Raw genomic sequence first — 26,542 nt, 5'->3', positions numbered from 1 at the left:
GACGCGTCGCCCGGTACAGGTCGGCACGGCGCGGGGGCTCCCGACCCCGTCGACGCGACGTGCTGGAGGCATCCTCGCACCTGCCACCGACAACACGCCCACGGGTCGGTCACAAGTGATCTTGAATGTTCGGCAGTGGGCGGGAAATAGCCTGGTTGGGCATGCCTTCGGACCATGCCTGGCAACCGGAGCCCGCCGTGGAGCGTCTTCTTCCGGACAAGTTCCGTCCGCTCCGACCCCCCGGCGAGACCCGGGCACGGCAGCGGGACCGGCCTGTGGACGACCGGTCTGTGACCCGTTCGGCGGCACTAAAGTGGGTCGGACACCCGGACGGGGTCACAACAGAGGACAGGGACCCGGGGCGACAGCGGACAGGGACCCCGGGACACCCCGGGAACCACCCCAGGACCGACGATCAGCAGGGAGCGCGTGACGTGCGGCCTATCGGCAGCAAGTACCTGCTCGAGGAGCCGCTCGGCCGCGGCGCCACGGGCACCGTCTGGCGAGCCCGCCAGCGGGAGACGGCGGGCGCCGAGGCGGCCGTGCCCGGCCAGCCCGGCGAGACCGTGGCGATCAAGGTCCTCAAGGAGGAGCTGGCCAACGACGCGGACATCGTGATGCGCTTCCTGCGCGAGCGGTCCGTGCTGCTCCGGCTGACCCATCCGAACATCGTGCGCACCCGCGACCTGGTGGTCGAGGGCGATGTCCTCGCCCTCGTCATGGACCTCGTCGAGGGCCCCGACCTGCACCGGTACATCAGGGAGAGCGGCCCGCTCACCCCGGTCGCCGCCGCCCTCCTCACCGCCCAGATCGCCGACGCGCTCGCCGCCAGCCACGCCGACGGCGTCGTCCACCGCGACCTCAAGCCGGCCAACGTCCTGCTCGCCGAGCAGGGCGGCGAGATGCACCCGATGCTGACCGACTTCGGCATCGCGCGCCTCGCGGACTCCCCGGGCCTGACCCGCACCCACGAGTTCGTCGGCACGCCCGCGTACGTGGCGCCCGAGTCCGCCGAGGGCCGCCCGCAGACCTCCGCCGTCGACATCTACGGCGCCGGCATCCTCCTCTACGAGCTGGTCACCGGCCGGCCCCCGTTCGCGGGCGGCACCGCCCTGGAGGTCCTCCACCGCCACCTCAGCGAGGAGCCGCGCCGCCCCTCGACCGTGCCCGGACCCCTGTGGACGGTCATAGAGCGCTGCCTCAGCAAGAACCCGGACCAGCGGCCGAGCGCCGTGAACCTCGCCCGGGGCCTGCGCGCCGTCGCCGCCGGCATCGGTGTGCACGCCACCCCCGCCCAGATCGAGGCGGCGGAGGGCGTGGGCGCCCTCCTCGCCCCGGACCCGGCGCCCGCGCCGGTCCCGGGCACCCCGGAGGCGCCGGTCCCCGGCGCCGCCGACCCGACCCAGGTGCTGCCCACCGGCGCCGCCGGCGCCGGGACGCCCCCGCAGTACGACCCCGCCGCCGCGACCAGCGTCATGCCGACCAGCGGCCCGGCGGGCGCCGCCGACCCGACGGCCGTCATGCCCCCCGTGCCGCCGCAGCCGCCCCAGTCCGGTCAGCCGGAGGACCCGCACCCCTGGCAGAGCCAGCTGCGGCAGGTCCGCGACCGCAACGAGCAGACGCAGGTGCAGTACCTCGACCCGAGCGAGGACCCCCTGCGCCGCCGCCCGCAGCGGCGGCCGCAGCAGCAGCAGCCGCAGGACGGCCGCCCCGGCGCGTACGGACAGCAGCCGTACCAGCAGCAGCGTCCGGCCCCGCAGCGCCCCGCGCCCCAGCCGTACCAGCAGCAGCCCCCGCAGCAGTACGCGCCCCCGCCGCCCCCTCAGCCGCAGCAGTACGCCCCGCCCCAGCAGCAGTACGCGCCGCCGCAGCCGCCGCCCCAGGCCCCCGCGCCCCGCGAGCCGCGCCCGCCGCGCCGGCGGAGCGCCAACCCGGTGCGGATCCCCGGTCTCGGCTGCCTCAAGGGCTGCCTGATCATGATCGTCCTGTTCGTGGTCGCCGGCTGGCTCGTCTGGGAGCTCACCCCGCTCCAGGACTGGGTCGCCCAGGGCAAGAGCTACTGGCAGGCCATCGGCGACGGCATCTCGGCCGTGAGCGACTGGGTCTCCTCGCTCGGGGACTCCACCGGTTCCGGGGGTGCTACCGGCGGTACGGGGCAGTAACGCTGCCGATTTGTCGACTTCCGAGGGGTGATTTCCCCTCGGAGGTCGAGACCGGCGGCCGTGGACGCGTAGCTTTGTCGAGAACCGCAGCCGCTGAGGGAGCAGTCTTGGCACGGAACATCGGCAGCCGCTACACCGCCCACCAGATCCTCGGACGGGGCAGCGCCGGAACGGTGTGGCTCGGCGAGGGACCCGAGGGACCCGTCGCCGTCAAACTGCTGCGCGAGGACCTGGCCTCCGACCAGGAACTCGTCGGCCGCTTCGTCCAGGAGCGGACCGCACTGCTCGGCCTCGACCACCCCCGGGTCGTCAAGGTCCGCGACCTCGTCGTCGACGGCAACGACCTCGCCCTCGTCATGGACCTCGTCCGCGGCACCGACCTGCGCACCCGGCTCGACCGCGAACGGCGGCTCGCGCCCGAGGCCGCCGTCGCGATCGTCGCCGACGTCGCCGAGGCCCTCGCCGCCGCACACGCCGCCGGCGTCGTCCACCGGGACGTCAAGCCGGAGAACATCCTGCTCGACATGGAGGGCCCGCTCGGCCCCGGCGGCGCCCACCCCGCCCTCCTCACCGACTTCGGCGTCGCCAAGCTGATCGACACCCCCGGCCGCACCAAGGCCACCCGGATCATCGGCACCCCCGACTACCTCGCCCCCGAGATCGTCGAGGGCCTCCCGCCGCGCGCCGCCGTCGACATCTACGCCCTCGCGACCGTCCTGTACGAACTGCTGGCCGGCTTCACCCCGTTCGGCGGCGGCCACCCCGGCGCGGTCCTGCGCCGCCACGTCACCGAGACCGTCGTCCCGCTCCCCGGCATCCCCGAGGAGCTGTGGCAGACGATCGTCCAATGCCTCGCCAAGGCCCCCGCCTCCCGACTGCGCGCCTCCGAGCTGGCCGCCCGCCTCGGGGACGTCCTGCCGCTCCTCAAGGGCATCCCGCCGCTGGACGTCGACGAGCCGGGCGCGGAACCGTCCCCGGAGCCGTACGAGGAGGACACGTTCGCCACCGCCGCGGGCGCGGGCGAACAGGGCCCCCGCCGCTCCGCCGTCCCGCTCGTCCCCGGCGCCTCCGCCGACTCCAACCGCGACACCCACACCTCCATGCGGGTCCCGGCCCCCGACGAGCTCTCCGGCGGCCCCCTCGGCACCGCCCGCGCCCCGCGCCCCTCCGGCGCCCGCCGCCCCGGCTCGGCCCGCCACAAGGCGGGCGTGGTCCGCAAGAGGAGGATCACCCTCGCCGTCGCGGCGGTCGTGGTCGCGGGCGCGCTCGGCGTCGGCGGCTACCTGGCGGCCTCCGGCGACGGGGAGGCCCCGCCACAGGACTCCAAGCAGTCCTCCCGGCCGTAGCACCCGTCACAGGTTCGGCTCCTGGCCCGGAGCCGTTACGCTGGACGCGTGGCAGTCGTCGATGTATCCGAAGAGCTGAAGTCCCTCTCCTCGACCATGGGGTCGATCGAGGCCGTCCTGGACCTCGAGAAGCTGAGGGCAGACATCGCCGTGCTCGAAGAGCAGGCCGCGGCCCCGTCCCTGTGGGACGACCCGGAGGCGGCGCAGAAGATCACGAGCAAGCTTTCGCACCTCCAGGCGGAGGTCCGCAAGGCCGAGACCCTGCGCGGCCGGATCGACGACCTCGGAGTGCTCTTCGAGCTCGCCGAGGAGATGGACGACCCGGACACCCTCGCCGAGGCCGAGGCGGAGCTCGTCTCCGTCCGCAAGGCCCTCGACGAGATGGAGGTCCGCACCCTCCTCTCCGGCGAGTACGACGAGCGCGAGGCCCTGGTCAACATCCGGGCCGAGGCCGGCGGCGTCGACGCCTCCGACTTCGCCGAGCGGCTCCAGCGCATGTACCTGCGCTGGGCCGAGCGCCACGGCTACTCCACGGAGGTCTACGAGACGTCGTACGCGGAAGAGGCCGGCATCAAGTCCACCACCTTCGTCGTGAAGGCCCCGTACGCCTACGGCACGCTCTCCGTCGAGCAGGGGACCCACCGCCTCGTCCGCATCTCGCCCTTCGACAACCAGGGCCGCCGTCAGACGTCCTTCGCCGGCGTCGAGATCCTCCCGGTCGTCGAGTCCTCGGACCACGTCGAGATCGACGAGTCGGACCTGCGCATCGACGTGTACCGCGCCTCCGGCCCCGGCGGCCAGGGCGTCAACACGACCGACTCGGCCGTGCGGATCACGCACCTCCCGACCGGCATCGTCGTCTCCTGCCAGAACGAGCGCTCCCAGATCCAGAACAAGGCGAGCGCCATGAACGTCCTCCAGGCCAAGCTCCTGGAGCGCCAGCGCCAGGAGGAGCGCGCCAAGATGGACGCCCTCAAGGACAGCGGCAGCTCCTGGGGCAACCAGATGCGTTCGTACGTCCTGCACCCCTACCAGATGGTCAAGGACCTCCGCACGGAGTTCGAGGTCGGCAACCCGCAGGCCGTCCTGGACGGCGAGATCGACGGCTTCCTGGAGGCCGGCATCCGCTGGCGCAAGCAGCAGGACAAGTAGTCGGGAGACCGACCCCGCCACCGCTCGCACAACGGCGCCGCCCCTGCCCGGGGGTCGGCGCCGTTGTCGTACCGCTGGGCACGTACGTCGACGACGAGTACGAGGACGCCCCGGCCCGGCCGGGGCGGCGCAGAGCCCGACCCGAACGCCGAGGACGAGCTCGCGACGCCGACGGAGGGCACGAAGAAGGCGTCGTACCCCTACGGCGCGGAGGGTGCTCTGCTCGTCCGGCGCGCGGAGGCCGGCGACGGCGAGTCCGTCGTCCGCCTGGGCGCGACGGAGCCGCACCACGGGGTCACCGGCACGACGGAGCCGTTCTTCCTGGCCGGGGACCATCGCGGCGCCGGCGGCCCGGCCCTGGACGCCACCGCGCAGGCGGTGACGAAGCGGTGCACCACCCCCTTCGGCGGGCCGCGCGCGGGAGCCGCGGGCACGCGGCCCGACGATCGGCGCTCCTCGGCGAACCGGCGAACCGGCGGACCCGGGACGGGCCTCACCCCCGTCGGGGCGCGCGAGTACGGCCCGGGGATCGCCCGGTTCCTGGGCGCGGGCCCGAAGCCGGAGTCCGTGAAGCACCGGTCCGTGAACGGCTACGGGTGCGCGGGGAACAACGAGGAACCGTGGACGAGCGACGCGCCGAGGCCGGACACGAGGGGGCGCACCACGAGCAGTGGGCCCGCGGCGAGGTCAACTCCCAGGCGTACTGCGAGAGGTGAGCCGCTCCACGGGTGTCACGGGGCGCGCCCGTCCGGGAAGGGCGAGCGACGCCTTGTGGCGCCCGAGGAGCCGCGCTGCCACGCGGTGGGCGAAATCGAGGGCATCACGTTCGACGAGCGACCGGCTTCGCTCGCTCGTCGAACGGCGGGCTGATTCGCTGACGCAAGCGGAATCCTCGCGGTTTCCTCGCTTTGTCGACACGGTAACTGTTCGGGGAGAGCCGCAAGTTCCGCGTTTACGTCACAGTTGCATCGTCGCATGTCGGTCAGCTGGTGATCTTTCGGGCATTGCGCCCGCAACGGCCTTGACGCCTCATCGGAAACTCGGAAGGGTGACGTACTGGCATGCGCTTTTCTGGGACGCGTGTGAACGGGGGCCGGTCCAGTCGTGACCCCGCCCCTGCCGCGCGGGGCCCGAGCGCTGCCCCATGACGAGATGAGCTACTGGGGGTAGCAGCCAGATGACCAACAAGACGCGAGTCCGCCTGGTGCGGGTCGCGGCCAGCGCCGTGATCGTCGCCGGTGCGTCCCTGACGGCGGCCGGTGCCGCGCAGGCCGTCGGCGGCTTCGGAACCGACTCCGGCCAGACCGTGGACGTGAGTATCGGCATCCAGGACGAGGACAACGGCATCATCGGCGGCGGCATCGCCGGCGGCGCGGCCGCCGATGGCGGTGCGGCTGACGGTGGCGCTGCTGATGGCGGCGCGGCCGATGGTGGTGCTGCTGACGGTGGCGCGGCCGCCGATGGCGGTGCGGCTGACGGTGGTGCTGCTGACGGTGGCGCTGCCGCCGATGGCGGTGCGGCTGACGGTGGTGCTGCTGACGGTGGCGCTGCCGATGGTGGTGCGGCCGATGGCGGTGCTGCCGATGGTGGTGCGGCTGACGGCGGTGCTGCCGATGGTGGTGCGGCTGACGGTGGCGCTGCTGACGGTGGTGCGGCTGACGGTGGCGCTGCCGATGGTGGTGCGGCCGATGGTGGCGCTGCCGATGGTGGTGCGGCCGACGGCGGTAGCAGCAACAACGGTGGCAACAGCAGCAACGGTGGCAATTCGTCGAACGGCGGTAACTCGTCGAACGGCTCCGGTTCGAACGGCTCGGGCTCCGACGCCTCCGGCTCGACCGGCACTGACGGCGGTTCCTCCGGCAACGGCGGTTCCTCGACCACCGGCGGTTCCACCACCACGGGTGGCTCGTCCACCACCGGTGACGCCGGCACCTGCACCGTCGACCTCGACGGTGCCGAGTGCGTGGACACCCCGAACAACGCCGACCCCAACCAGGGCGGCTCGCAGCCGGTCCAGCAGGGTGAGGCGAAGGAGGAGCTCGCCGAGACCGGTGCGGCCGAGACCTCGTTCCTGATCATCGGTGCCGCGACCATGATCGCCGGTGGCATCGGCTTCCGCATGCTGCCGCGTCTCGTCGGCGGCGGCCGCGCCGCCGTCTGAGGCGTTCGCCCGGGCGCGTGACGCACGGCGAAGGGCCGGGGAGCTCGCTCCCCGGCCCTTCTCGCACATCCGGCTCGGTCTACACCGTCTGGACGGCAGCGAGCAGCGCGATCGCCGCGAGCAGGGCGATCGCCAACGTCAGCAGCATCGCGGGGGACAGCCCCTGGGGGGTCAGACGCTCCCGGTTCGCGCGGCAGACGGGACAGCGGCCCTCGGCGACCGGGGCCGCGCAGTTGGCGCACACCAGTCGGTCGTAGGTCATGCGCTCTCCTCCTCCCGCACGGGGTACACACCAGGACAACGTCCGGGGGGATCGGGACGTTCCCCTACCACTGTGCCAGCTCCGGGGCGTTTCGGCGCGCCCCGCCGGATCGCCCGGCTTCCGTCCGCAGGGGCCAAAAAGGATAAACGGCGCAAGCCAGGACCGCGACTGCGCAGGCCATCCCCGGTCGCGTAAGGTCACGCACACCTACTCCCGGCCGACCGTGGTGCATCCGTGATCCGATTCGACAACGTCTCCAAGTCCTATCCGAAGCAGAGCCGCCCCGCGCTCCGGGACGTCTCCCTGGAGATCGAGAAGGGCGAGTTCGTCTTCCTCGTCGGCTCCTCCGGCTCCGGAAAGTCGACCTTCCTGCGACTGCTCCTGCGCGAGGAGCGCGCCAGCCAGGGCCAGGTGCACGTCCTCGGCAAGGACCTGGCCCGGCTCTCCAACTGGAAGGTGCCGCAGATGCGGCGTCAGCTCGGCACCGTCTTCCAGGACTTCCGCCTCCTGCCGAACAAGACCGTCGCCGAGAACGTGGCCTTCGCCCAGGAGGTCATCGGCAAGCCGCGCGGCGAGATCCGCAAGGCCGTGCCGCAGGTGCTCGACCTGGTCGGACTCGGCGGCAAGGAGGACCGGATGCCGGGCGAGCTCTCCGGCGGTGAGCAGCAGCGCGTCGCCATCGCCCGGGCCTTCGTCAACCGGCCGATGCTGCTGATCGCCGACGAGCCCACCGGCAACCTCGACCCGCAGACCTCCGTCGGCATCATGAAGCTGCTCGACCGGATCAACAGGACAGGGACCACCGTCGTCATGGCGACCCACGACCAGAACATCGTCGACCAGATGCGCAAGCGCGTCATCGAGCTCGAGAAGGGCCGTCTCGTCCGCGACCAGGCGCGCGGCGTCTACGGATACCAGCACTGACGGCGGGGGAATCAGAACACCATGCGCGCTCAGTTCGTGCTCTCCGAGATCGGTGTCGGTCTCCGGCGCAATCTCACGATGACCTTCGCCGTCATCGTCTCCGTGGCCCTCTCGCTCGCCCTCTTCGGCGGCGCGCTGCTCATGCGCGAGCAGGTCAGCACGATGAAGGACTACTGGTACGACAAGGTCAACGTCTCCATCTTCCTCTGCAACAAGGCGGACGCGGCCACGGCGGCCAAGTGCGCCAAGGGCGCGGTCACCGGCCAGCAGAAGGAGCAGATCGAGGCCGACCTGAGGAAGATGGACATCGTCGAGTCCGTCCAGCACGAGTCGGCCGACCAGGCGTTCAAGCACTACAAGGAGCAGTACGGCGACACCGCCATCGCCTCCGTGGTGACGCCGGACCAGATGCAGGAGTCGTTCCGGGTCAAGCTCAAGGACCCGGAGAAGTACAAGGTCGTCGCCACGGCCTTCGCCGGCCGGGACGGCGTCGAGTCGGTCCAGGACCAGCGGAACATCCTGCAGAACCTCTTCGACCTGATGAACGGCATGAACATCGCCGCCCTCGGCGTCATGGGCCTGATGCTGATCATCGCGCTGATGCTGATCGTCAACACGGTCCGCGTCTCGGCCTTCAGCCGCCGCCGTGAGACCGGCATCATGCGGCTGGTCGGCGCGTCCAGCTTCTACATCCAGATGCCGTTCATCATGGAGGCCGCCTTCGCCGGACTCCTCGGCGGCGGCGTCGCCTGTGTGCTGCTGCTCGTCGGCCGGTACTTCCTGATCGACCACGGCATCGCGCTCGCCGAGAAGATGCAGCTGGTCAACTTCATCGGCTGGGACGCCGTCCTCGCCAAGCTGCCGCTGGTGATCGCCATCGGGCTCCTCATGCCCGCCGTGGCCGCCTTCGTCGCGCTGCGCAAGTACCTGAAGGTGTGACAAGTCACCTCTGACAGTGGATGGCGTCGTACGGCCAAAGCCCGTGCGGCGCCATCGCCTTGTCCTAGAGTGGGCGGCATGCCGGCCGGCACCGACGATCTCTGCATCCGGCCCCGCGGAGTGCTCCGTGGGGCCGTTCTGACGTTGGTCTTCACCGGCGTCCTCGCCACCGCCGCCGTCACCGGTGCGCTGCCCCGGCAGGAGCCCGCGGCGAGGGCGGCGCGCGCGTCCGGCGGTGACGAGGGGGGCGCCGCGGGCGGTGCGACCGTCGACAGGGCCGCTCTCGCGCGGGCCGCCGCCGCGGCCATGGCCGACGGGAAGTCGGGGAAGAAGGCCGCCGAGGAGTTCGTCAGCCGCAGCGGGGACCGCTGGGGCGCGGTGTACGACAAGAGGGAGTACGCCGAGTTCGAGCAGGCCCTCGACGGCGCCTACACCGGGGTCGGCCTCTCCGCGGGCCGCGCCGGTGAGGACGGGGTGCGGGTGACGCGGGTGCAGCCCGGCGGCCCCGCCGACCGGGCCGGGCTGCGGGCCGGCGACCGGCTCGTCTCCGTCGACGGGCGCCCGGTCGACGGGCTCTCCGTCTCCGAGGCGGTCTCCCTGCTGCGCGGCGACGGCGTTCCCGGCTCCACCGTCGTCCTGCGCGTCGAGCGCGGCCGCGCGGCCTGGACGCAGACCCTGCGCCGGGCCCGGCTCGCGACGGACCCGGTCACCGTCCGCCGCCTCGACGACGGGGCCGTGCTGATCCGGGTCGCCGCCTTCACCAAGGGGGCGGGCACGCGCGTGCGTGACGCGGTACGGGCCGCCCCGGCCGGCGCCGGGGTCCTCCTGGACCTGCGGGGGAACTCGGGCGGCCTGGTCACGGAGGCCGCCGTCGCCGCCTCCGCCTTCCTCGACGGCGGGCTCGTCGCCACGTACGACGTGGAGGGCGAGGAGCGGGCCGTGTACGCGGAGGGCGGCGGCGACACCGGCAGGCCCCTGGTGGCGCTGATCGACGGGGGCACGATGAGCGCGGCCGAGCTGCTCACCGGGGCCCTCCAGGACCGGGGGCGGGCGGTGACCGTCGGCTCGCGGACCTTCGGCAAGGGGTCGGTCCAGATGCCGAGCGCGCTGCCCGACGGCTCCGTCGCCGAGCTGACCGTCGGCCACTACCGCACCCCCGCCGGGCACGCCGTCGACGGCCGTGGCATCACTCCGGACCTGGCGGCGGGGCAGGGGGCCGAGGAGCGGGCGAGAACGGTATTGAGTGGCCTCGGAGGGGGCTCGTAGTGCGAAAATGACCGCACTATGGCAAAGGGACTCGTGAACGTGCAGGGCAAGCCTGCCAAGAAGAACCAGGACAAGGCGCCGGAGCGCAAGCTCATCGCGCAGAACAAGAAGGCGCGGCACGACTACCACATCATCGACACCTACGAGTGCGGTGTGGTGCTCATGGGCACCGAGGTGAAGTCGCTGCGCATGGGGCGGGCCTCGCTGGTCGACGGCTTCGTCCAGATCGACGGCCACGAGGCGTGGCTGCACAACATCCACGTGCCCGAGTACCTGCAGGGCAGCTGGACCAACCACCACGCGAAGCGGAAGCGGAAGCTGCTGCTGCACCGGGCCGAGATCGACAAGCTGGAGTCGAAGTCGCAGGAGACGGGCCACACGATCGTGCCCCTCTCGCTGTACTTCCTGAACGGCCGGGTGAAGTGCGAGATCGCGCTGGCCAAGGGCAAGAAGGAGTACGACAAGCGCCAGACCCTGCGGGAGAAGCAGGACACGCGCGAGACGAACCGGGCGATCGCGGCGGCACGGCGGAGGCAGCGGGCCGCGCAGGGCGCCTAGCGTCGCCCGCCTCCGAGGTTAATGCGCTGGCAACCGCACCCGTCGGTCACGTACCATGGGTGCTGCACCCCACAGAGGGTGTGTCTTTTGAAAAAACAACATGGGGATGATCGGTTTCGACAGCGGATGTCGAAGCAGTGGGAAGCGTGTCGAGGAAGCGGCAATGATCTCGTAAACCATATGTCGCAACCAATAATCGCCAACACCAAGAGCGATAACTCCCGCTTCGCCCTCGCTGCCTAATTTTAGGTAACGAACAGAAGCCTCTGTGAGGAGCGTCAGCCCGGGGACGGTCCCGACCCGGATCCTGGCGTCATCTAGGGATCTAAACCTCTAGCCCCGGTCACGGGGGTTGGAGGGAAATCAAACAGTGACTGAGCCCGTTCCGGACTTGTCTGGGTGATCCGGAGGGCTGAGAAACTCGTACCAGACTGCACACGGAGAAGCCCTGATTCTGCACCGTTGGACGCGGGTTCGATTCCCGCCATCTCCACTCATCCCATGTGGGCACGGGCCCGGTGGTCGTTCGCGACCGCCGGGCCTTTGTCATGCGTGGACGCGGGCCCGTCACGCCCGGTCGCGGGGGCCCCGGCCCGCCCCGGTCGCCGCACACAGGGCCAGGGCCACCGCCGCCGCCGTCACCGGGAGCAGGAACCCGAAGGACGCGAAGGGCGCGTGGTCGGCGGCCCAGCCGCCGCCGGCCGAGCCCGCCGCGACGCCCGCCAGGAGGGCGGTCACAACGAGGGCCATGCCCTCGTTGAGCTGCGCCGCCGGGACGAGGCGCTGGATCACGCCCATGCCCGTCACCATCGTCGGGGCCGTCGCCATGCCCGCCACGAGGAGGCCGCCGGCCAGCGCGAGCAGGGAACCCGTCGAGGCGGCGAGCAGCGGCATCGCCATCAGGACGGTCATCGCGGCCAGAGAGGTGCGCAGCCGGACGGTGCGCCGGGCACGGCCGTAGAGGAGGCCCGCCGCGCAGGAGCCCGCCGCCTGGAGGGCGAGGACCGGACCCGCGACGGGCCCGTCCACGTACGCCAGGGCGACGACCTCCATGGAGCCGAAGACGGCGCCCGTGGCGAGGAAGACCACGAGCAGCGGCGCCATGCCGGGGGTGCGCAGCGGGGAGCCCGCCGCCGTGCGCGGGGCGACCGGCGGCTCGGTGGAGCGCTGGGCGGCGAAGAGCAGCACGCCGGAGAGGAAGAGGAGCCCCGCGGTGAGCGTGCCGGCCTCGGGGAAGAGCGCCGCACACAGGACGGCGGCCAGCACCGGGCCGAGCATGAAGCAGAGCTCGTCGGCGGCCTGCTCGAAGGCGTTGGCGGTGTGCAGCGCGTCCGGGTCGTCGCGGAAGAGGTGCGCCCAGCGGGCCCGGGACATGCCGCCCGTGTTCGGGGCGGTGGCGGTGACGGCGGTCGTGAGGAAGAGCGCCCAGGCGGGGGTCCGCTCGTGGACGCAGAGCAGCAGCACCAGATGGCCCAGGACCGCGTAGGCGGTGGCCGGGACCGCGACCCTGGCCTGGCCGTACCGGTCGACGAGCCGCGCGATCAGCGGGCCGGTGACGGATCCGACGGCGAGGTTGGTGGCGGTGACAGCGCCCGCCAGGGCGTAGGAGCCGTACGCCGCGGCGATCATGATCACGGCGCTGACGCCGAACATACCCATGGGCAGCCGGGCGATCAGGTTGCCGGCGGTGAAGGCGCGGGTGCCGGGGTGGGCGAAGAGACGGAGGTAGGGGCCGGCGGGCCTCGCGAACCTCGCGGGTCTCGCGGCGGCGGGGCGGTAGCGGGGGGCGAGGGCCGGGCCCGTCGGGGTGAGGGTGAGGTCCGGTGGCGGCATGGACCAAGGGTCCGGGGGCGGGGCCCGGCCGGTCCAACACCTTCTCGGTGGCGATTGACGCACCTGTGATGTTGAATGCGGCGGTGGCGACCTCCTCGTACGACATCGACCCCCGCCTCCTGCGCGGCTTCACCGCCGTCGCCGAAGAACTGCACTTCACCCGCGCGGCCGCCCGCCTCTACCTCGCCCAGCAGGCGCTCAGCCGCGACATCCGGCGCCTGGAGCGGGAGTTGGGCACCGAACTCTTCGTGCGGACCACCCGGCAGGTCACCCTCACCGCCGACGGCGAGCGCCTCCTCCCGTACGCCCGCCGGGTGTTGGCCGCCCACGACGAGCTGACCGACGCCTTCCGCGCCGAGCCCCGGCCGCTCCTCGTCGACCTCAACAGCCCCGGCCTCGCCCCCGAGGACGTCCTTCGCCGGGCCCGCGAACTCGCCCCCGAGCAGGAGCTGATGGCCCGCTACGAGAGCGGGCTCACCGGCGCCGCGCGGGAGATCCTCGCCGGCCGGATCGACGCCTCCTTCGGCCGGTACGGAGGACTCGACGCCCGGATCCGGGTGCGGCTCGACTCCCAGCTCGTCCGGTACGAGCCGATGGCCGTGATCCTCCCCGAGGACCATCCGCTCGCCGGCCTGCCCGAGGTGCCGCTCGGCCGGCTCGCCGGAGAGCGAATCTACGCCGGGGCCGGGAACGACCGCACGCCCGAGTGGACCGACCTCGCCGCCCGCCTCTTCGCCGGCCGGGGCATCGAGATCGCCCCGCCCGCCCCGCTCGCCGTCGGCAAGGAGGAGTTCCGGCGGCTCATGGCCAAGTACCGCCACCCGGTCCTCGCCGTCATCGACTTCCCGCCCATGCCGGACTGCGTCATCCGGCCCCTCGTCGACCCCGTCCCCCTCTCGCCCGTGAGCCTGGTGTGGCGCAAGGGACTCCGTCACCTCGGCCTGGACGCCCTGCGCCGGGCGGCGGCGGAACTGGGCGCCCGGGAGGGCTGGCTCACCCGGCCGGCCGACGCCTGGCTGCCCGAGGGGGAGCCGGGAGTGCCCGAGGGGGGACCGGGGGCGCCCGAGGGGGAGCCGGGAGTGGCCGAGGGGGAGTCGGGGGCGCCCGCGTAGGACAGGGCGCGGAGCAGGGCTCGGCGGGGGCGCTCACACGGCGGCCGCACGCCGGGTGAGAGCAAGGTTCCGCCACCGTCACCTCATGGCACCGGCCTGAAACGCGCCCTCCCTAGCGTCGGTCGCATCAGGGATCCGACTCCGTGGAGGTGCGAGATGGGTGGCCGCTGGATCGAACGCTGGGAACCGGAGGACGAGACCTTCTGGCGCGAGAAGGGCGAACGGATCGCCCGGAGGAACCTGCTCTTCTCCGTCCTCTCCGAGCACATCGGCTTCTCGATCTGGAGCCTCTGGTCGGTCATGGTCCTCTTCATGGGCCCCCAGTACGGGGTCGACCCGGCAGGCAAGTTCTTCCTCATCGGCACCGCCACCTTCGTCGGCGCGCTGATCCGCATCCCGTACACCTTCGTCGTCGCCCGCTTCGGCGGCCGCAACTGGACGATCTTCAGCGCCCTGCTGCTCCTGCTGCCCACCGGCCTCGCCTTCGCGGTGATGCACCCCGGCACCCCGTACACCACCTTCGTCCTCGTCGCCGCGCTCACCGGCGTCGGCGGCGGCAACTTCGCCTCCTCGATGACCAACATCAACGCCTTCTTCCCGCTGCGGAAGAAAGGCTGGGCCCTCGGCCTCAACGCGGGCGGCGGCAACATCGGCGTCCCCGTCGTCCAGCTCGTCGGCCTCCTCGTCATCGGCACCGCCGGAGCGATGCACCCGAGGATCGTGCTCGGCGTCTACCTGCCCCTGATCGTCGTCGCCGCCGTCTGCTCCGCGCTCTTCATGGACAACCTCGCCCCCGTGAAGAACGACACCGGAGCGTTCAGGGAAGCCGCCACGGCCCGCCACACCTGGATCATGGCCTTCCTCTACGTCGGCACCTTCGGCTCCTTCATCGGCTACAGCTTCGCCTTCGGCCTCGTCCTCCAGACCCAGTTCGGCCGCACCCCGCTCCAGGCCGCCTCGCTCACCTTCATCGGCCCGCTCCTCGGCTCCCTCATCCGGCCCGTCGGCGGCTCCCTCGCCGACCGGCACGGCGGCGCCCGCATCACCCTGGGCACCTTCGCCGCGATGGCCGTCGCGACCGGCGTCGTGATCTACGCCTCCGTCACCGAGTCCCTCACCGTCTTCCTCGTCGGCTTCATCGGCCTCTTCGTCCTCAGCGGCCTCGGCAACGGCTCCACGTTCAAGATGATCCCGGCGATCTTCCTCGCCCAGGGCCACCGCAAGGGCCTCACGGGCGAAGCCGCCGAGGCCTACGGACGACGGCTCTCCGGCGCCTCCATGGGCCTCATCGGCGCCGTCGGCGGGATCGGGGGCCTCGGCATCAACCTCGCCTTCCGCCAGTCCTTCCAGACCGCCGGCACCGGCACCGCCGCCTTCGTCGCCTTCCTCGCCTTCTACGCGGCCTGCATGGCCGTCACCTGGGCGGTATACCTTCGGGCCCCCGGCACCGCCCCCGACACCGCCGAGGCCGTCACGGAACCCGAGCCCCGGTCCGGCTACGCGCGGGTGTGACCCCCGATGCCCGGCGCGTACCGTAACGACCAGGAAATACGGGCGAACCCAGACCGACACGCATCCCCGTCAGGCTCAGACCCCATGGACGAGCAAGAACACGGCCCCCTCGCCGGCTTCACGATCGGCGTCACCGCGGCACGACGCGCCGACGAGCTCATCGCGCTGCTGCGCCGGCGCGGTGCGGCCGTCGTCCACGGCCCCGCGCTGCGGATCGTGCCCCTCGCCGACGACACCGAACTCCTCGCCGCCACCAAGGAGCTCATCGACCACGCCCCGGACGTCGTCGTCGCCACCACGGCGATCGGCTTCCGGGGCTGGGTCGAGGCCGCCGAGGGCTGGGGACACGGGGACGAACTCCTCGCCGTCCTCCGGAACGTCGAACTCCTCGCCCGCGGACCCAAGGTCAAAGGAGCCGTACGGGCCGCCGGCCTCACCGAGACCTGGTCGCCCTCCTCCGAATCCATGGCCGAGGTCCTCGACCGGCTCCTCGACGAAGGCGTGGCCGGACGGCGGATCGCGCTCCAACTCCACGGCGAGCCCCTGCCGGGCTTCGTGGAGGCCCTGACGGCCGGTGGGGCGGAGGTCGTCGGCGTCCCCGTCTACCGCTGGATGCCCCCCGAGGACCTCGGCCCCCTCGACCGGCTCCTCGACGCGACCCTCGCCCGCGGCCTCGACGCCGTGACCTTCACCAGCGCGCCGGCCGCCGCCTCCCTCTTCTCCCGGGCGGCGGAGCGGGGCGTACGGGACGAACTCGTCGCGGCCCTCCGGCACGACGTGCTCGCGGTGTGCGTGGGGCCCGTCACGGCGCTGCCGCTCCAGGCCGAGGGCATCGACACCCACCAGCCCGAACGCTTCCGGCTCGGTCCGCTCGTCCAGCTCCTCTGCAGGGAGCTGCCCGCCCGCTCCCGGGTCCTGCCGGTCGCCGGGCACCGCGTCGAGATCCGCGGGCACGCCGTCCTCGTCGACGGCGGCCTCCGGCCCGTCCCACCCGCCGGGATGGCCCTCCTCGGGCTCCTCACCCGCCGCCCCGGCTGGGTCGTCTCCCGCGCCGACCTCCTCCGGGCGCTGCCGGGGGCGGGGCGGGACGAGCACGCCGTGGAGACGGCGATGGCGCGCCTCCGCTCCGCGCTCGGCACGCCGAAGCTGATCCAGACGGTGGTGAAGCGGGGGTACCGGTTGGCTCTGGACGCCCCACCGGAGGAGAAGTACGACGGCTGACCGCGCCGTCCCCGGCCGCGGACGCGCGCCCTGCCGGACCGGCGCCCTCGAGCCCCCGTTGTGGGCGGTCGTTCCGCCGGGGCGAAGGGGGTCCCCCCTGCTCGAGCGGAGCCGAGAGCTCGGGGGAGGGTGGGCACAACGGAACGGCGCCCCTTGTCGGCGCCCGAGGCTGCTGCGCCTTGACCCGCACCGGAACGTGCGCCGCACGACGTGGTGCGGGTCCGGGCCCGGAACGCGGAGGCGCCACTCAGGGCGCCGTCCCGTGTGCCCACCCGTCCCGCCCCTGCGGGACGATTGCCCACACGGCGGGTGGCGGAAGCGGCTCCGCCCACCCGGGTGCGGGCCCACACGGCGGGTGGCGGAAGCGGCTCCGCCCGCCGGGTGCGGGCCCACACGGCGGGTGGGCGGGGGCGCCGTTCACCCGGGCGGCGGGTTCACACGGGTGGGTGGTGGAAGGGGCGCCGCCCCGCCGGGCATGGGCGGGGTCGGGTGGGGGTGTCGGGGGGAAGCGGGCCCGCGCCTGACACGGTGGCCCCCCGTGGCGTACGCTCGACGGCTGCCCAGTGCACGTGAGAAGGGGGCCTTAGGTGGCCGCGCAGGAAGCCGTGGACACGGTCAGAGACCGTGAGATCGGTGTCGAGCAGGAACATCTGGATCAGGTCTACCGCCGTCTGGAGGAGAAGATCCACGAAGCGGAGTTCCTGATGAACGACGCCGCCCAGCGGGGCCAGGTCGGCACGCCCGGCGCGCTCGCCGAGCGCGACGCCCAGGTCTTCCGGGCCGGCATCCACCTCAACCGGCTCAACAACGAGTTCGAGGACTTCCTCTTCGGCCGGATCGACCTGCTGTACGGGAAGGACGGGAAGAAGGGCCCCGACGGCGCGTACACCTCCGTCGAGCCCGCCGAGGACGCCGTGCGCGCCGACAACACCGCCGACATCGGCGAGACCCTCCACATCGGGCGGATCGGGGTCCTCGACTCCGACTACGCGCCGCTCGTCATCGACTGGCGCGCGCCCGCCGCCGCGCCCTTCTACCGGTCCACCCCCGTCGACCCCGGCCGGGTCGTGCGCCGCAGGGTGATCCGGTCCAAGGGCCGCCGGGTCCTCGGCGTCGAGGACGACCTGATGCGCCCCGAGCTGCGGGCCACCCTCGACGGGCGCGAGCTGCCCGTGATCGGCGACGGGGCCCTGATGGCAGCCCTCGGCCAGGCCCGCAGCCACACCATGCGGGACATCGTCTCCAGCATCCAGGCCGAGCAGGACCTGGTCATCCGGGCGCCCGCCGCCTCCGTGACGTACGTCGAGGGCGGGCCGGGCACCGGGAAGACGGCGGTCGCGCTGCACCGTGCCGCCTACCTGCTCTACCAGGACCGGCGGCGGTACGCGGGCGGCATCCTGATCGTCTCCCCGACCCCGCTCCTCGTCTCGTACACCGAGGGCGTGCTTCCGTCGCTCGGCGAGGAGGGGCAGGTGGCGATCCGGGCCGTCGGTTCGCTCGTCGACGGGGCCGAGGCCACCGCGTACGACGATCCGGCCGTCGCCCGCGTCAAGGGTTCCTCCCGCATGGTGCACGTGCTGCGGAAGGCCGCCCGGGGAGCCCTGGAGGGCCCCGGCGCCCCGCAGCTGCTGCGCGTCGTCGCCTTCGGCCGGCGCCTCGAGCTGGAGGCCGACGAGCTGCGCCGCATCCGGCACAACGTCCTCGGCGGCACCGCCCCCGTGAACCTGCTGCGGCCGCGTGCCCGCCGGCTGCTCCTCGACGCGCTGTACGCCAAGTCGGGCGCCGTCGGCCGGCACAGCGACCCCGAGCTCGCCGCCGAGCTGCGCTCGTCGTTCGACGAGGACGTGTCCACGGAGGACTCGTTCCTGTCCTTCCTCGACGGCTGGTGGCCCGAGCTCACGCCCCGGCAGGTCCTCGACGCGATGGCCGACGAGCGGCGGCTGGGCCGCTGGGCCCGCCGGATCCTCAACCAGGGCGAGGTGCGGCGGGTCGCGCGCTCGCTGCGCCGCCGGGAGCTGTCCGTCCACGACGTCGCCCTCCTCGACGAGCTGAACACGCTGCTCGGCGCCCCGGCCAGGCCCCGCAAGAAGCGGGAGTACGACCCGCTGGACCAGCTCACGGGTCTCGAGGAGCTGATGCCCGTAAGGGAGGAGACCCAGCGGGAGCGGGCCGAGCGGCTCGCGGCGGAGCGCACCGAGTACGCGCACGTGATCGTCGACGAGGCCCAGGACCTGACGCCCATGCAGTGGCGGATGGTGGGGCGGCGGGGCCGGCACGCGACCTGGACGGTCGTCGGCGACCCGGCGCAGTCCTCCTGGTCGGATCCGGACGAGGCCGCGGAGGCCCGGGACGAGGCGCTCGGCTCGCGGCCGCGCCGCCGTTTCGAGCTCACCGTGAACTACCGGAACCCGGCGGAGATCGCCGAGCTGGCCGCCAAGGTCCTCGCGCTCGCCATGCCGGGCAAGGAGTCGCCGCGGGCGGTCCGCTCGACGGGGGTCGAGCCCCGCTTCGTCGCCCTCGGCAAGGGGGCGGATCTGGCCGAAACCGTGCGTTTGGAGGCCGAGCGGCTGCTCGGTGAGGTGGACGGGACGGTGGGTGTCGTCGTCGCCATGAACCGGCGCGCGGAGGCCGCGGGCTGGCTCGCGGGGCTCGGGGAGCGGGTGGTGGCGCTCGGTTCCCTGGAGGCGAAGGGCCTGGAGTACGACGCGACGGTGGTCGTCTCTCCCGCGGAGATCGCGGACGAGTCCCCGGCCGGCCTGCGGGTGCTCTACGTGGCGCTGACCCGGTCCACGCAGGCGCTGACGGTGCTCTCGGGCGACCGGGACGTGCCGGACGGGGCCGGGGTCCCGGACCTGCTGCGGGACTGAGCGGGCAGGGGCGCGGGGGTCGGTCCGTTCCGCCGGGCGGGGCTGATTTCAGGTCAACCTGCGGCGCTGGAATCACCGAGCAGGGTGGTTTGTTAGCCTTGTCGTGGCACCGGCTCGATCCAAGCCCCCGGGCCCAACCTTCGTCCCTCAGAGGGACCACTTGCCGCGAGGCGAGCATGGCGGGTCGGTGCCACTTAGACATATGTACAAAGATGAGGCCCCTGTCACCTCCGGTGACGGGGGCCTCTTCTGTTTCCCCGCGACTTCTCGTATGGTGGAAACTACTTTCCGAAAACAAAATGACCGTATTACCTGCTACCGGCAGGTAGGTGCGACCATCGGAGGGCGCCGCCAGGGCAACCAGCCCAGGGCGGCGTAGCAACGAAGCTCAGGGAAAGCAGAGGAACTCGGCCATGGCAACGGCGCCCAGCGTCTCGTACTCGATGACGGTCCGGCTGGAGGTTCCCGCCAGCGGAACCGCGGTCTCCCAGCTCACCACGGCGGTGGAGTCCCACGGCGGATCCGTCACCGGCCTCGACGTGACCGCCTCCGGCCACGAGAAGCTCCGCATCGACGTCACCATCGCCGCCACCTCCACCGCGCACGCCGACGAGATCGTCGAGCAGCTGCGCGGCATCGAGGGCGTCGTCCTGGGCAAGGTCTCGGACCGCACGTTCCTCATGCACCTCGGCGGCAAGATCGAGATGGCGTCGAAGCACCCCATCCGCAACCGCGACGACCTCTCGATGATCTACACTCCGGGCGTCGCCCGCGTGTGCATGGCGATCGCCGAGAACCCCGAGGACGCGCGCCGCCTCACCATCAAGCGCAACTCCGTCGCGGTCGTCACCGACGGCTCCGCCGTCCTCGGCCTCGGCAACATCGGCCCCATGGCCTCGCTGCCCGTCATGGAGGGCAAGGCGGCCCTCTTCAAGCGCTTCGCCGGCATCGACGCCTGGCCGATCTGCCTCGACACCCAGGACACCGACGAGATCGTCGCGATCGTCAAGGCGATCGCCCCCGGCTTCGCGGGCATCAACCTGGAGGACATCTCCGCGCCCCGCTGCTTCGAGATCGAGGCCCGGCTGCGCGAGGCCCTCGACATCCCCGTCTTCCACGACGACCAGCACGGCACCGCGATCGTCGTCCTCGCCGCCCTCACCAACGCGCTGCGCGTGGTCGGCAAGGGCATCGGCGACGTCCGGGTCGTCATGTCCGGCGCCGGCGCCGCCGGCACCGCCATCCTCAAGCTGCTGATCGCGGCGGGCGTGAAGCACGCCGTCGTCGCCGACATCCACGGCGTCGTGCACGCGGGCCGCGAGGACCTCGTGGACGCCCCGGCCGACTCGCCGCTGCGCTGGATCGCCGACAACACCAACCCCGAGGGCGTCACCGGCACCCTCAGGCAGGCCGTCGTCGGCGCGGACGTCTTCATCGGCGTCTCGGCCCCGAACCTGCTGGGCGCGGAGGACGTGGCCGCCATGGCGGAGGGCGCCATCGTGTTCGCGCTCGCGAACCCCGACCCGGAGGTCGACCCGGCCGCCGCCCGGCAGACGGCCGCCGTCGTCGCCACCGGCCGCTCGGACTTCCCGAACCAGATCAACAACGTGCTGGTCTTCCCGGGCGTCTTCCGCGGTCTGCTCGACGCCCAGTCCCGCACGGTCAACACGGAGATGATGCTGGCGGCGGCCTCCGCCCTCGCCGACGTCGTCACCGAGGACGAGCTGAACCCGAACTACATCATCCCGTCGGTCTTCAACGACAAGGTCGCGGGCGCGGTCGCGGGCGCGGTCCGGACCGCGGCGAAGACCGCGGGCGCGGGCACGGCGCCGAGCGGGCGCTGACGGGCGCGTCGCCGACGGGCGCCACGGCACCCCGCCGAGCCGCGCCACGGCACCCCGCCGACCGGCGCTGACGGCGCGTCGCGATTCGCGGAGCCGTAAACCCGCCTTTAGGGTGGCTTTTCGGCTCCGCGCGGTTTTCGTGGTGTCGACACAACGTCACCACCACGGGGCTCCGGCGCTTTTCGTGTGACCCGAGGGGGTGCCGGATTGGCGTTCCCGCCGCTGGTGGGGGCAGGATGCGTGTTTGGGCGCGAGGGTCTGTCATTTGACCCGGGTCCGGGGACTGTCCGAGGGCCCTGGCAGCATCGGCTTCGCTGTACCCAATCGCGCGGCTTCCGCCGCGTGGCACGCCTCACAGGCAAGAAGAACACGGGAGTAACAACATGAACCGCAGTGAGCTGGTGGCCGCCCTGGCCGACCGCGCCGAGGTGACCCGCAAGGACGCCGACGCCGTGCTGGCCGCTCTCGCCGAGACCGTCGGTGAGGTCGTCGCCAAGGGTGACGAGAAGGTCACCATCCCCGGCTTCCTGACCTTCGAGCGCACCCACCGTGCCGCTCGCACCGCTCGTAACCCGCAGACCGGCGACCCGATCGACATCCCGGCCGGCTACAGCGTGAAGGTCTCCGCGGGCTCGAAGCTCAAGGAAGCCGCCAAGGGCAAGTAAGGCGGCCTGTAGGCGCAGGAAGGGCGGCCACCCTGTCAGGGGGTGGCCGCCCTTCCGTTCGTGCGCGTACGGGCCCGTGGAGGCCCGTGGCGCCTTGCGGGGCCCCGCCGCCCGGCGGGGCCCCGCAAGGCGGTCAGACCAGCGCGCTGCCCGGCAGCTCGACCTTCGCGCCCAGCTCGACGAGCTTCTCCATGAAGTTCTCGTAGCCGCGGTTGATCAGGTCGATGCCGTGGACCCGGGAGGTGCCCTGGGCCGCCAGCGCCGCGATCAGGTACGAGAAGCCGCCGCGCAGGTCCGGGATGACCAGGTCGGCGCCCTGGAGCTTCGTCGGGCCGGACACGACCGCGGAGTGCAGGAAGTTCCGCTGGCCGAAGCGGCAGTCCGAGCCGCCGAGGCACTCGCGGTACAGCTGGATGTGCGCGCCCATCTGGTTCAGCGCGGAGGTGAAGCCGAGCCGGGACTCGTACACCGTCTCGTGGACGATGGAGAGGCCGGAGGCCTGCGTGAGGGCCACGACCAGCGGCTGCTGCCAGTCCGTCTGGAAGCCGGGGTGCACGTCCGTCTCCAGGTGGATCGCGTCCAGCGAGCCGCCCGGGTGCCAGAAGCGGATGCCCTCGTCGTCGATCTCGAAGGCGCCGCCGACCTTCCGGTACGTGTTGAGGAAGGTCATCATCGAGCGCTGCTGGGCGCCGCGCACGTAGATGTTGCCCTCGGTGGCCAGGGCCGCCGACGCCCAGGAGGCCGCCTCCAGGCGGTCCGGCAGCGCCCGGTGGGTGTAGCCGTCGAGGCGGTCGACACCGGTGATCCGGATGGTCCGGTCGGTGTCCATGGAGATGATCGCGCCCATCTTCTGCAGGACGCAGATCAGGTCCTCGATCTCGGGCTCCACGGCCGCGTTCGACAGCTCGGTGACGCCCTCCGCGAGGACCGCCGTGAGCAGCACCTGCTCGGTCGAGCCGACCGAGGGGTACGGGAGGCGGATCTTGCAGCCGCGAAGGCGCTGCGGGGCCTCCAGGTACTGCCCGTCGGCCCGCTTCTCGATGGTGGCGCCGAACTGGCGCAGCACGTCGAAGTGGAAGTCGATGGGCCGGCCGCCGATGTCGCAGCCGCCCAGGCCCGGGATGAAGGCGTGGCCGAGGCGGTGCAGCAGCGGGCCGCAGAAGAGGATCGGGATGCGCGACGAGCCGGCGTGGGCGTCGATGTCGGCGACGTTCGCGGACTCGACGTGCGTCGGGTCGAGGACGAGCTCGCCGGGCTCCTCGCCCGGGCGGACCGTCACTCCGTGCAGCTGGAGCAGCCCGCGGACCACGCGGACGTCACGGATGTCGGGAACGTTGCGCAGGCGGCTGGGGCCGCTGCCGAGCAGGGCGGCGACCATCGCCTTGGGCACGAGGTTCTTCGCGCCGCGGACGCGGATCTCGCCCTCCAGCGGGGTTCCGCCGTGGACAAGCAGGACATCGTCTGTGCCGGTCATGAATCTCGCGTTCCGAAAGTGGGGTCCGACGGGTGGCCAGAGAAAAGGGTAAGGGCCCATGAGACCCCGATCGGGTGCCCCATGGGGCCTGTCAGATGTAATGAATTCGGCACAACACCCTCTGTTCCCATGATCTTGCGGAGTGTTACCGTCCGTTTGTTCTCGCCGTGCGGCCCGGCGCCGCGCCCCCGTCCGTCCTGAACTGCGGTGGGGACCGCCTTCCCGCCATCCCGCCCGACAACCCCCGCGAATGCCGAAGATGCGGGATCATGTGTCGCATGACCGAGGTGTCCTCGCTCACAGGACGGCTGCTCGTGGCCACCCCCGCGCTGGCGGATCCGAATTTCGACCGCGCGGTGGTCCTGCTGCTCGACCACGACGACGAGGGCTCGCTCGGCGTCGTCCTCAACCGGCCCACGCCGGTCACCGTCGGCGACATCCTCGCCCCCTGGGCCGCCCTCGCCGGCGAACCGGGCGTCGTCTTCCAGGGCGGCCCCGTCTCCCTGGACGCGGCCCTCGGGGTGGCGGTGATCCCCGGCGACGAGGGCCCGCTCGGCTGGCGGCGGGTGTACGGCGCGATCGGCCTGGTCGACCTGGAGGCCCCGCCCGAGCTGCTCGGACCGGCCCTCGGCTCGCTGCGGATCTTCGCGGGGTACGCGGGCTGGGGCCCCGGCCAGCTGGAGACCGAGCTCGACGACGGCGCCTGGTACGTGGTCGAGTCGGAGCCCGGCGACGTCTCCTCGCCGCACCCCGAGACGCTCTGGCGGCAGGTGCTGCGGCGGCAGCGCGGCGACCTCGCGATGATCGCCACGTACCCCGACGACCCGTCCCTCAACTGAGGCCCCGGGCTTTCAGTACCCTTGGCGGTTATGAGCACTCTCGAGCCCGAGCGCGGGGCAGGTACGGGAACCCTCGTCGAGCCGACGCCGCAGGTGTCCCACGGTGACGGCGACCACGAGCGCTACGCCCATTACGTCCAGAAGGACAAGATCATGGCGAGCGCCCTCGACGGCACGCCCGTCGTGGCACTGTGCGGAAAGGTCTGGGTGCCGGGGCGCGACCCCAAGAAGTACCCGGTCTGTCCGATGTGCAAGGAGATCTACGACTCCATGGGCGCCGGCGGCGACAAGGACAAGGGCGGCAAGGACAAGTAGCGCGGCCCTGACGTCGGGGCGACCCTTCCGCGGCCCCCGCCGCGCGCACTCCGGTGCGCGCGGCGGGGGCCGTTTCGCGCCACGGGGCGGGCGGGGGAGTTTCGCGTCGCGGGGCGGCCGGGCGGCGGCGTTTCGCGTCGCGGGGGCGCGGCGGGCGGCGCGGGCGAAGTGGTCGAGACCTCTTGTCGGCCCGCCCGGGCACGCCTAGTCTCACGTCTGTTGTGCAGTGCGAAACATCCGTTGCGCATGCTGCAACACGTGCATTCGGCGGTGGAGGACCGACACGATGACCTTCCCCCTGGACCTGATCCCGGCCCCCTCGTCCACCGAGTGCCGGAGCGGCGCCCCGGGCCGCCGACCGCTCGACGGGCTGACCACGCTCGACGCCGGCCCCGGCACCGGGGCCGCCGCCCGCTGGCTCCGCACCGCGCTGGGCGCCGCCACCGGGCTGCCGTTCGCCGACGGCGCCGGGCCGCACGCGATCCGGCTGCGGATCGCCGGAGGACGCGGCCCGGAGGCGTACCGCCTGACCACCGAGGACCCGGACGCCGCCGTCGTCATCGAGGGCGGCGGCCCCGCCGGGGTCTTCTGGGGCGCCCAGACTCTCCGCCAGCTCCTCGGCCCCGACGCGCACCGCAAGGCACCCGTACGGCGGAACGCGACCTGGGACCTGCCGTACGCCACGGTCGAGGACGCCCCCCGCTTCGGCTGGCGCGGGCTGCTCCTCGACGTCGCCCGGCACTTCCTGCCCAAGGACGACGTCCTGCGCTACCTCGACCTGCTCGCCGCCCACAAGCTGAACGTCCTCCACCTCCACCTCACCGACGACCAGGGCTGGCGCGTCGAGATCGAGCGCCATCCGAAGCTCACCGAGGTCGGCGCCTGGCGGGCCCGCACCAAGTGGGGGCACCGGGCCTCGCCGCTCTGGACGGAGACCCCGCACGGCGGCTTCTACACCCAGGACGACATCCGCGAGATCGTCGCGTACGCCGCCGAGCGGCACATCACCGTCGTCCCCGAGATCGACCTCCCCGGCCACGCGCAGGCCGCCATCGCCGCCTACCCCGAACTCGGCAACACCGACGTCGTCGACACCGCGGCCCTCACCGTCTGGGACACCTGGGGCGTCAACCCCAACGTCCTCGCCCCGACCGAGGCCGTCCTGCGCTTCTACGAAGGCGTCTTCGAGGAGGTCCTCGACCTCTTCCCGTCCCCCTTCGTCCACGTCGGCGGCGACGAGTGCCCCAAGGACCAGTGGAAGGCCTCCCCGACCGCCCAGGCCCGCATCGCGGAGCTGGGGGTCGGCGACGAGGACGGCCTCCAGTCCTGGATCATCCGCCACTTCGACCGCTGGCTCGCCGCCCGCGGCCGCCGCCTCATCGGCTGGGACGAGATCCTGGAGGGCGGCCTCGCCGAGGGCGCTGCCGTGTCGTCCTGGCGGGGGTACGCGGGCGGGATCGCCGCCGCCGAAGCAGGCCACGACGTCGTCATGTGCCCCGAACAGCACGTCTACCTCGACCACCGCCAGGCACCCGGCGAGGACGAGCCGGTGCCCGTCGGACACGTCCGCACCCTGGCGGACGTCTACCGCTTCGAACCCGTCCCGCCCGGGCTCTCCGCGGAGGCCGCCGCCCACATCATGGGAACCCAGGCCAACGTCTGGACCGAGGTGATGGAGAACCGCTCCCGCGTCGACTACCAGGTCTTCCCGCGCCTCGCCGCCTTCGCCGAGGTCGCCTGGTCCGCGCTGCCCGCGCCGGAGGCGCGCGACCACGCCGGGTTCGAGCGCCGCATGCGCACCCACTACCGGCGCCTGGAAGCCCTCGGCGTCGACCACCGCCCGCCCACCGGGCCCCGCCCCTGGCAGCGGCGGCCGGGAGTGGCCGGCAGGCCCCTGGAGGGCGCACCCCCGAACGTGTGAGAGACCCCCTGTCCCCCCGTCACCCGGGAGCGGCGAAACGGAAGTCGCCGTCACACCCGGGACGTCCCGGACGAACGGTCCTTCGCGGACCCTCGCACCGGACTCCTCGGAAGATGTGCCAGAGTTGCCACGTCCGGCCTGTGAGCACGTACGGTACGCCCACACGCAG

20 protein-coding genes and 1 other RNA gene are annotated in these 26,542 nt (G+C 72.5%); 18 read left to right on the top strand and 3 right to left on the bottom strand.

Features of this window, described 5'->3' with window-relative positions; translation table 11 throughout:
• Positions 1-434 precede the first annotated feature (434 nt).
• The 4 genes from IE180_RS30940 (at position 435) to IE180_RS30925 (ending at position 6,821) form a co-directional block, all read left to right on the top strand.
• The gene (locus IE180_RS30940) at positions 435-2,162 is read left to right on the top strand and encodes a serine/threonine-protein kinase (protein WP_190160261.1); all 1,728 of its coding nucleotides are present in this window, start codon (positions 435-437) and stop codon (positions 2,160-2,162) included.
• Between the two features lie 107 nt (positions 2,163-2,269).
• Positions 2,270-3,508, top strand: a complete 1,239-nt coding sequence (locus IE180_RS30935) for a serine/threonine-protein kinase (RefSeq protein WP_190160260.1) — start codon at positions 2,270-2,272, stop codon at positions 3,506-3,508.
• A gap of 48 nt (positions 3,509-3,556) precedes the next feature.
• On the top strand, positions 3,557-4,660 hold the full coding sequence (gene prfB / locus IE180_RS30930; protein WP_190160259.1) for a peptide chain release factor 2: 1,104 nt from the start codon (positions 3,557-3,559) through the stop codon (positions 4,658-4,660).
• A gap of 1,177 nt (positions 4,661-5,837) precedes the next feature.
• Positions 5,838-6,821: a hypothetical protein gene (locus IE180_RS30925; protein ID WP_190160258.1), complete on the top strand. Its 984-nt coding sequence runs from the start codon at positions 5,838-5,840 to the stop codon at positions 6,819-6,821.
• 79 nt (positions 6,822-6,900) lie between these two features.
• Here the strand turns inward: IE180_RS30925 and IE180_RS30920 are convergent, their stop codons facing one another.
• Positions 6,901-7,083: a hypothetical protein gene (locus IE180_RS30920; RefSeq protein WP_030692057.1), complete on the bottom strand. Its 183-nt coding sequence runs from the start codon at positions 7,081-7,083 to the stop codon at positions 6,901-6,903.
• Positions 7,084-7,317: 234 nt separating this feature from the next.
• Here IE180_RS30920 and ftsE point away from each other — a divergent pair, with 234 nt between their 5' ends.
• From ftsE to ssrA, 5 genes are all read left to right on the top strand, one after another.
• Positions 7,318-8,007, top strand: a complete 690-nt coding sequence (ftsE, locus tag IE180_RS30915; RefSeq protein ID WP_030692056.1) for a cell division ATP-binding protein FtsE — start codon at positions 7,318-7,320, stop codon at positions 8,005-8,007.
• Between the two features lie 21 nt (positions 8,008-8,028).
• On the top strand, positions 8,029-8,946 hold the full coding sequence (gene ftsX, locus IE180_RS30910; protein WP_190160257.1) for a permease-like cell division protein FtsX: 918 nt from the start codon (positions 8,029-8,031) through the stop codon (positions 8,944-8,946).
• A gap of 78 nt (positions 8,947-9,024) precedes the next feature.
• Complete coding sequence (locus IE180_RS30905) at positions 9,025-10,212, top strand: S41 family peptidase (protein WP_190160256.1); 1,188 nt, start codon at positions 9,025-9,027, stop codon at positions 10,210-10,212.
• Between the two features lie 18 nt (positions 10,213-10,230).
• On the top strand, positions 10,231-10,770 hold the full coding sequence (smpB, locus tag IE180_RS30900) for an SsrA-binding protein SmpB (RefSeq protein ID WP_229861068.1): 540 nt from the start codon (positions 10,231-10,233) through the stop codon (positions 10,768-10,770).
• Positions 10,771-10,872: 102 nt separating this feature from the next.
• Positions 10,873-11,266: a transfer-messenger RNA gene (ssrA, locus tag IE180_RS30895) on the top strand.
• Between the two features lie 71 nt (positions 11,267-11,337).
• Here ssrA and IE180_RS30890 read toward each other — a convergent pair.
• Complete coding sequence (locus IE180_RS30890) at positions 11,338-12,603, bottom strand: MFS transporter (protein WP_229861066.1); 1,266 nt, start codon at positions 12,601-12,603, stop codon at positions 11,338-11,340.
• Positions 12,604-12,671: 68 nt separating this feature from the next.
• Between IE180_RS30890 and IE180_RS30885 the strand changes: the two genes are divergently transcribed.
• The 6 genes from IE180_RS30885 to IE180_RS30860 all read left to right on the top strand — a co-directional run bounded on the left by IE180_RS30885 (position 12,672) and on the right by IE180_RS30860 (position 21,824).
• Entirely contained in the window at positions 12,672-13,715 is a 1,044-nt protein-coding gene (locus IE180_RS30885; RefSeq protein WP_190160255.1) for a LysR family transcriptional regulator, read from the top strand.
• 156 nt (positions 13,716-13,871) lie between these two features.
• On the top strand, positions 13,872-15,227 hold the full coding sequence (locus IE180_RS30880) for a nitrate/nitrite transporter (RefSeq protein WP_190160254.1): 1,356 nt from the start codon (positions 13,872-13,874) through the stop codon (positions 15,225-15,227).
• Positions 15,228-15,311: 84 nt separating this feature from the next.
• Positions 15,312-16,448 (top strand): uroporphyrinogen-III synthase, encoded by a 1,137-nt coding sequence (locus IE180_RS30875; RefSeq protein WP_190160253.1) that lies wholly within the window; start codon positions 15,312-15,314, stop codon positions 16,446-16,448.
• 587 nt (positions 16,449-17,035) lie between these two features.
• Positions 17,036-19,315: a HelD family protein gene (locus tag IE180_RS30870; protein WP_190160252.1), complete on the top strand. Its 2,280-nt coding sequence runs from the start codon at positions 17,036-17,038 to the stop codon at positions 19,313-19,315.
• A 413-nt stretch (positions 19,316-19,728) separates the two neighbouring features.
• Positions 19,729-21,159 carry an NAD-dependent malic enzyme gene (locus tag IE180_RS30865; protein ID WP_190160251.1) on the top strand — a complete coding sequence of 477 codons (1,431 nt, stop codon included), beginning with the start codon at positions 19,729-19,731 and terminating at the stop codon, positions 21,157-21,159.
• 383 nt (positions 21,160-21,542) lie between these two features.
• Entirely contained in the window at positions 21,543-21,824 is a 282-nt protein-coding gene (locus IE180_RS30860; protein ID WP_015033921.1) for an HU family DNA-binding protein, read from the top strand.
• Positions 21,825-21,957: 133 nt separating this feature from the next.
• On the opposite strand, the gene murA is transcribed toward IE180_RS30860, so the two are convergent.
• Positions 21,958-23,298, bottom strand: coding sequence for a UDP-N-acetylglucosamine 1-carboxyvinyltransferase (gene murA / locus IE180_RS30855; protein ID WP_190160250.1), 1,341 nt, complete (start codon positions 23,296-23,298; stop codon positions 21,958-21,960).
• A 278-nt stretch (positions 23,299-23,576) separates the two neighbouring features.
• On the opposite strand from murA, the gene IE180_RS30850 reads away from it, so the two are divergent.
• The 3 genes from IE180_RS30850 (at position 23,577) to IE180_RS30840 (ending at position 26,373) form a co-directional block, all read left to right on the top strand.
• Positions 23,577-24,137, top strand: a complete 561-nt coding sequence (locus tag IE180_RS30850; RefSeq protein ID WP_190160249.1) for a YqgE/AlgH family protein — start codon at positions 23,577-23,579, stop codon at positions 24,135-24,137.
• Between the two features lie 30 nt (positions 24,138-24,167).
• Positions 24,168-24,452, top strand: a complete 285-nt coding sequence (locus tag IE180_RS30845) for a DUF3039 domain-containing protein (RefSeq protein ID WP_056558193.1) — start codon at positions 24,168-24,170, stop codon at positions 24,450-24,452.
• 286 nt (positions 24,453-24,738) lie between these two features.
• Positions 24,739-26,373, top strand: a complete 1,635-nt coding sequence (locus IE180_RS30840; RefSeq protein ID WP_190160248.1) for a beta-N-acetylhexosaminidase — start codon at positions 24,739-24,741, stop codon at positions 26,371-26,373.
• The last annotated feature ends 169 nt before the right edge of the window (positions 26,374-26,542 follow it).

Source organism: Streptomyces litmocidini, from assembly GCF_014649755.1.
Classification (GTDB): Bacteria; Actinomycetota; Actinomycetes; order Streptomycetales; family Streptomycetaceae; genus Streptomyces; species Streptomyces litmocidini.
The sequence above is the reverse complement of the archived record's forward strand: the minus strand, read 5'-3'. Positions and strand labels throughout refer to the sequence as shown.

Coding starts and splice junctions, on each gene's coding strand:
- IE180_RS30905 (WP_190160256.1), top strand. CDS start 9,025: ATGCCGGCCGGCACCGACGATCTCTGCATCCGGCCCCGCGGAGTGCTC.
- IE180_RS30845 (WP_056558193.1), top strand. CDS start 24,168: ATGAGCACTCTCGAGCCCGAGCGCGGGGCAGGTACGGGAACCCTCGTC.
- IE180_RS30865 (WP_190160251.1), top strand. CDS start 19,729: ATGGCAACGGCGCCCAGCGTCTCGTACTCGATGACGGTCCGGCTGGAG.
- IE180_RS30890 (WP_229861066.1), bottom strand. CDS start 12,603: ATGCCGCCACCGGACCTCACCCTCACCCCGACGGGCCCGGCCCTCGCC.
- IE180_RS30875 (WP_190160253.1), top strand. CDS start 15,312: ATGGACGAGCAAGAACACGGCCCCCTCGCCGGCTTCACGATCGGCGTC.
- murA (WP_190160250.1), bottom strand. CDS start 23,298: ATGACCGGCACAGACGATGTCCTGCTTGTCCACGGCGGAACCCCGCTG.
- IE180_RS30885 (WP_190160255.1), top strand. CDS start 12,672: ATGTTGAATGCGGCGGTGGCGACCTCCTCGTACGACATCGACCCCCGC.
- IE180_RS30920 (WP_030692057.1), bottom strand. CDS start 7,083: ATGACCTACGACCGACTGGTGTGCGCCAACTGCGCGGCCCCGGTCGCC.
- ftsX (WP_190160257.1), top strand. CDS start 8,029: ATGCGCGCTCAGTTCGTGCTCTCCGAGATCGGTGTCGGTCTCCGGCGC.
- IE180_RS30860 (WP_015033921.1), top strand. CDS start 21,543: ATGAACCGCAGTGAGCTGGTGGCCGCCCTGGCCGACCGCGCCGAGGTG.
- IE180_RS30925 (WP_190160258.1), top strand. CDS start 5,838: ATGACCAACAAGACGCGAGTCCGCCTGGTGCGGGTCGCGGCCAGCGCC.
- smpB (WP_229861068.1), top strand. CDS start 10,231: ATGGCAAAGGGACTCGTGAACGTGCAGGGCAAGCCTGCCAAGAAGAAC.
- IE180_RS30850 (WP_190160249.1), top strand. CDS start 23,577: ATGACCGAGGTGTCCTCGCTCACAGGACGGCTGCTCGTGGCCACCCCC.
- IE180_RS30880 (WP_190160254.1), top strand. CDS start 13,872: ATGGGTGGCCGCTGGATCGAACGCTGGGAACCGGAGGACGAGACCTTC.
- IE180_RS30840 (WP_190160248.1), top strand. CDS start 24,739: ATGACCTTCCCCCTGGACCTGATCCCGGCCCCCTCGTCCACCGAGTGC.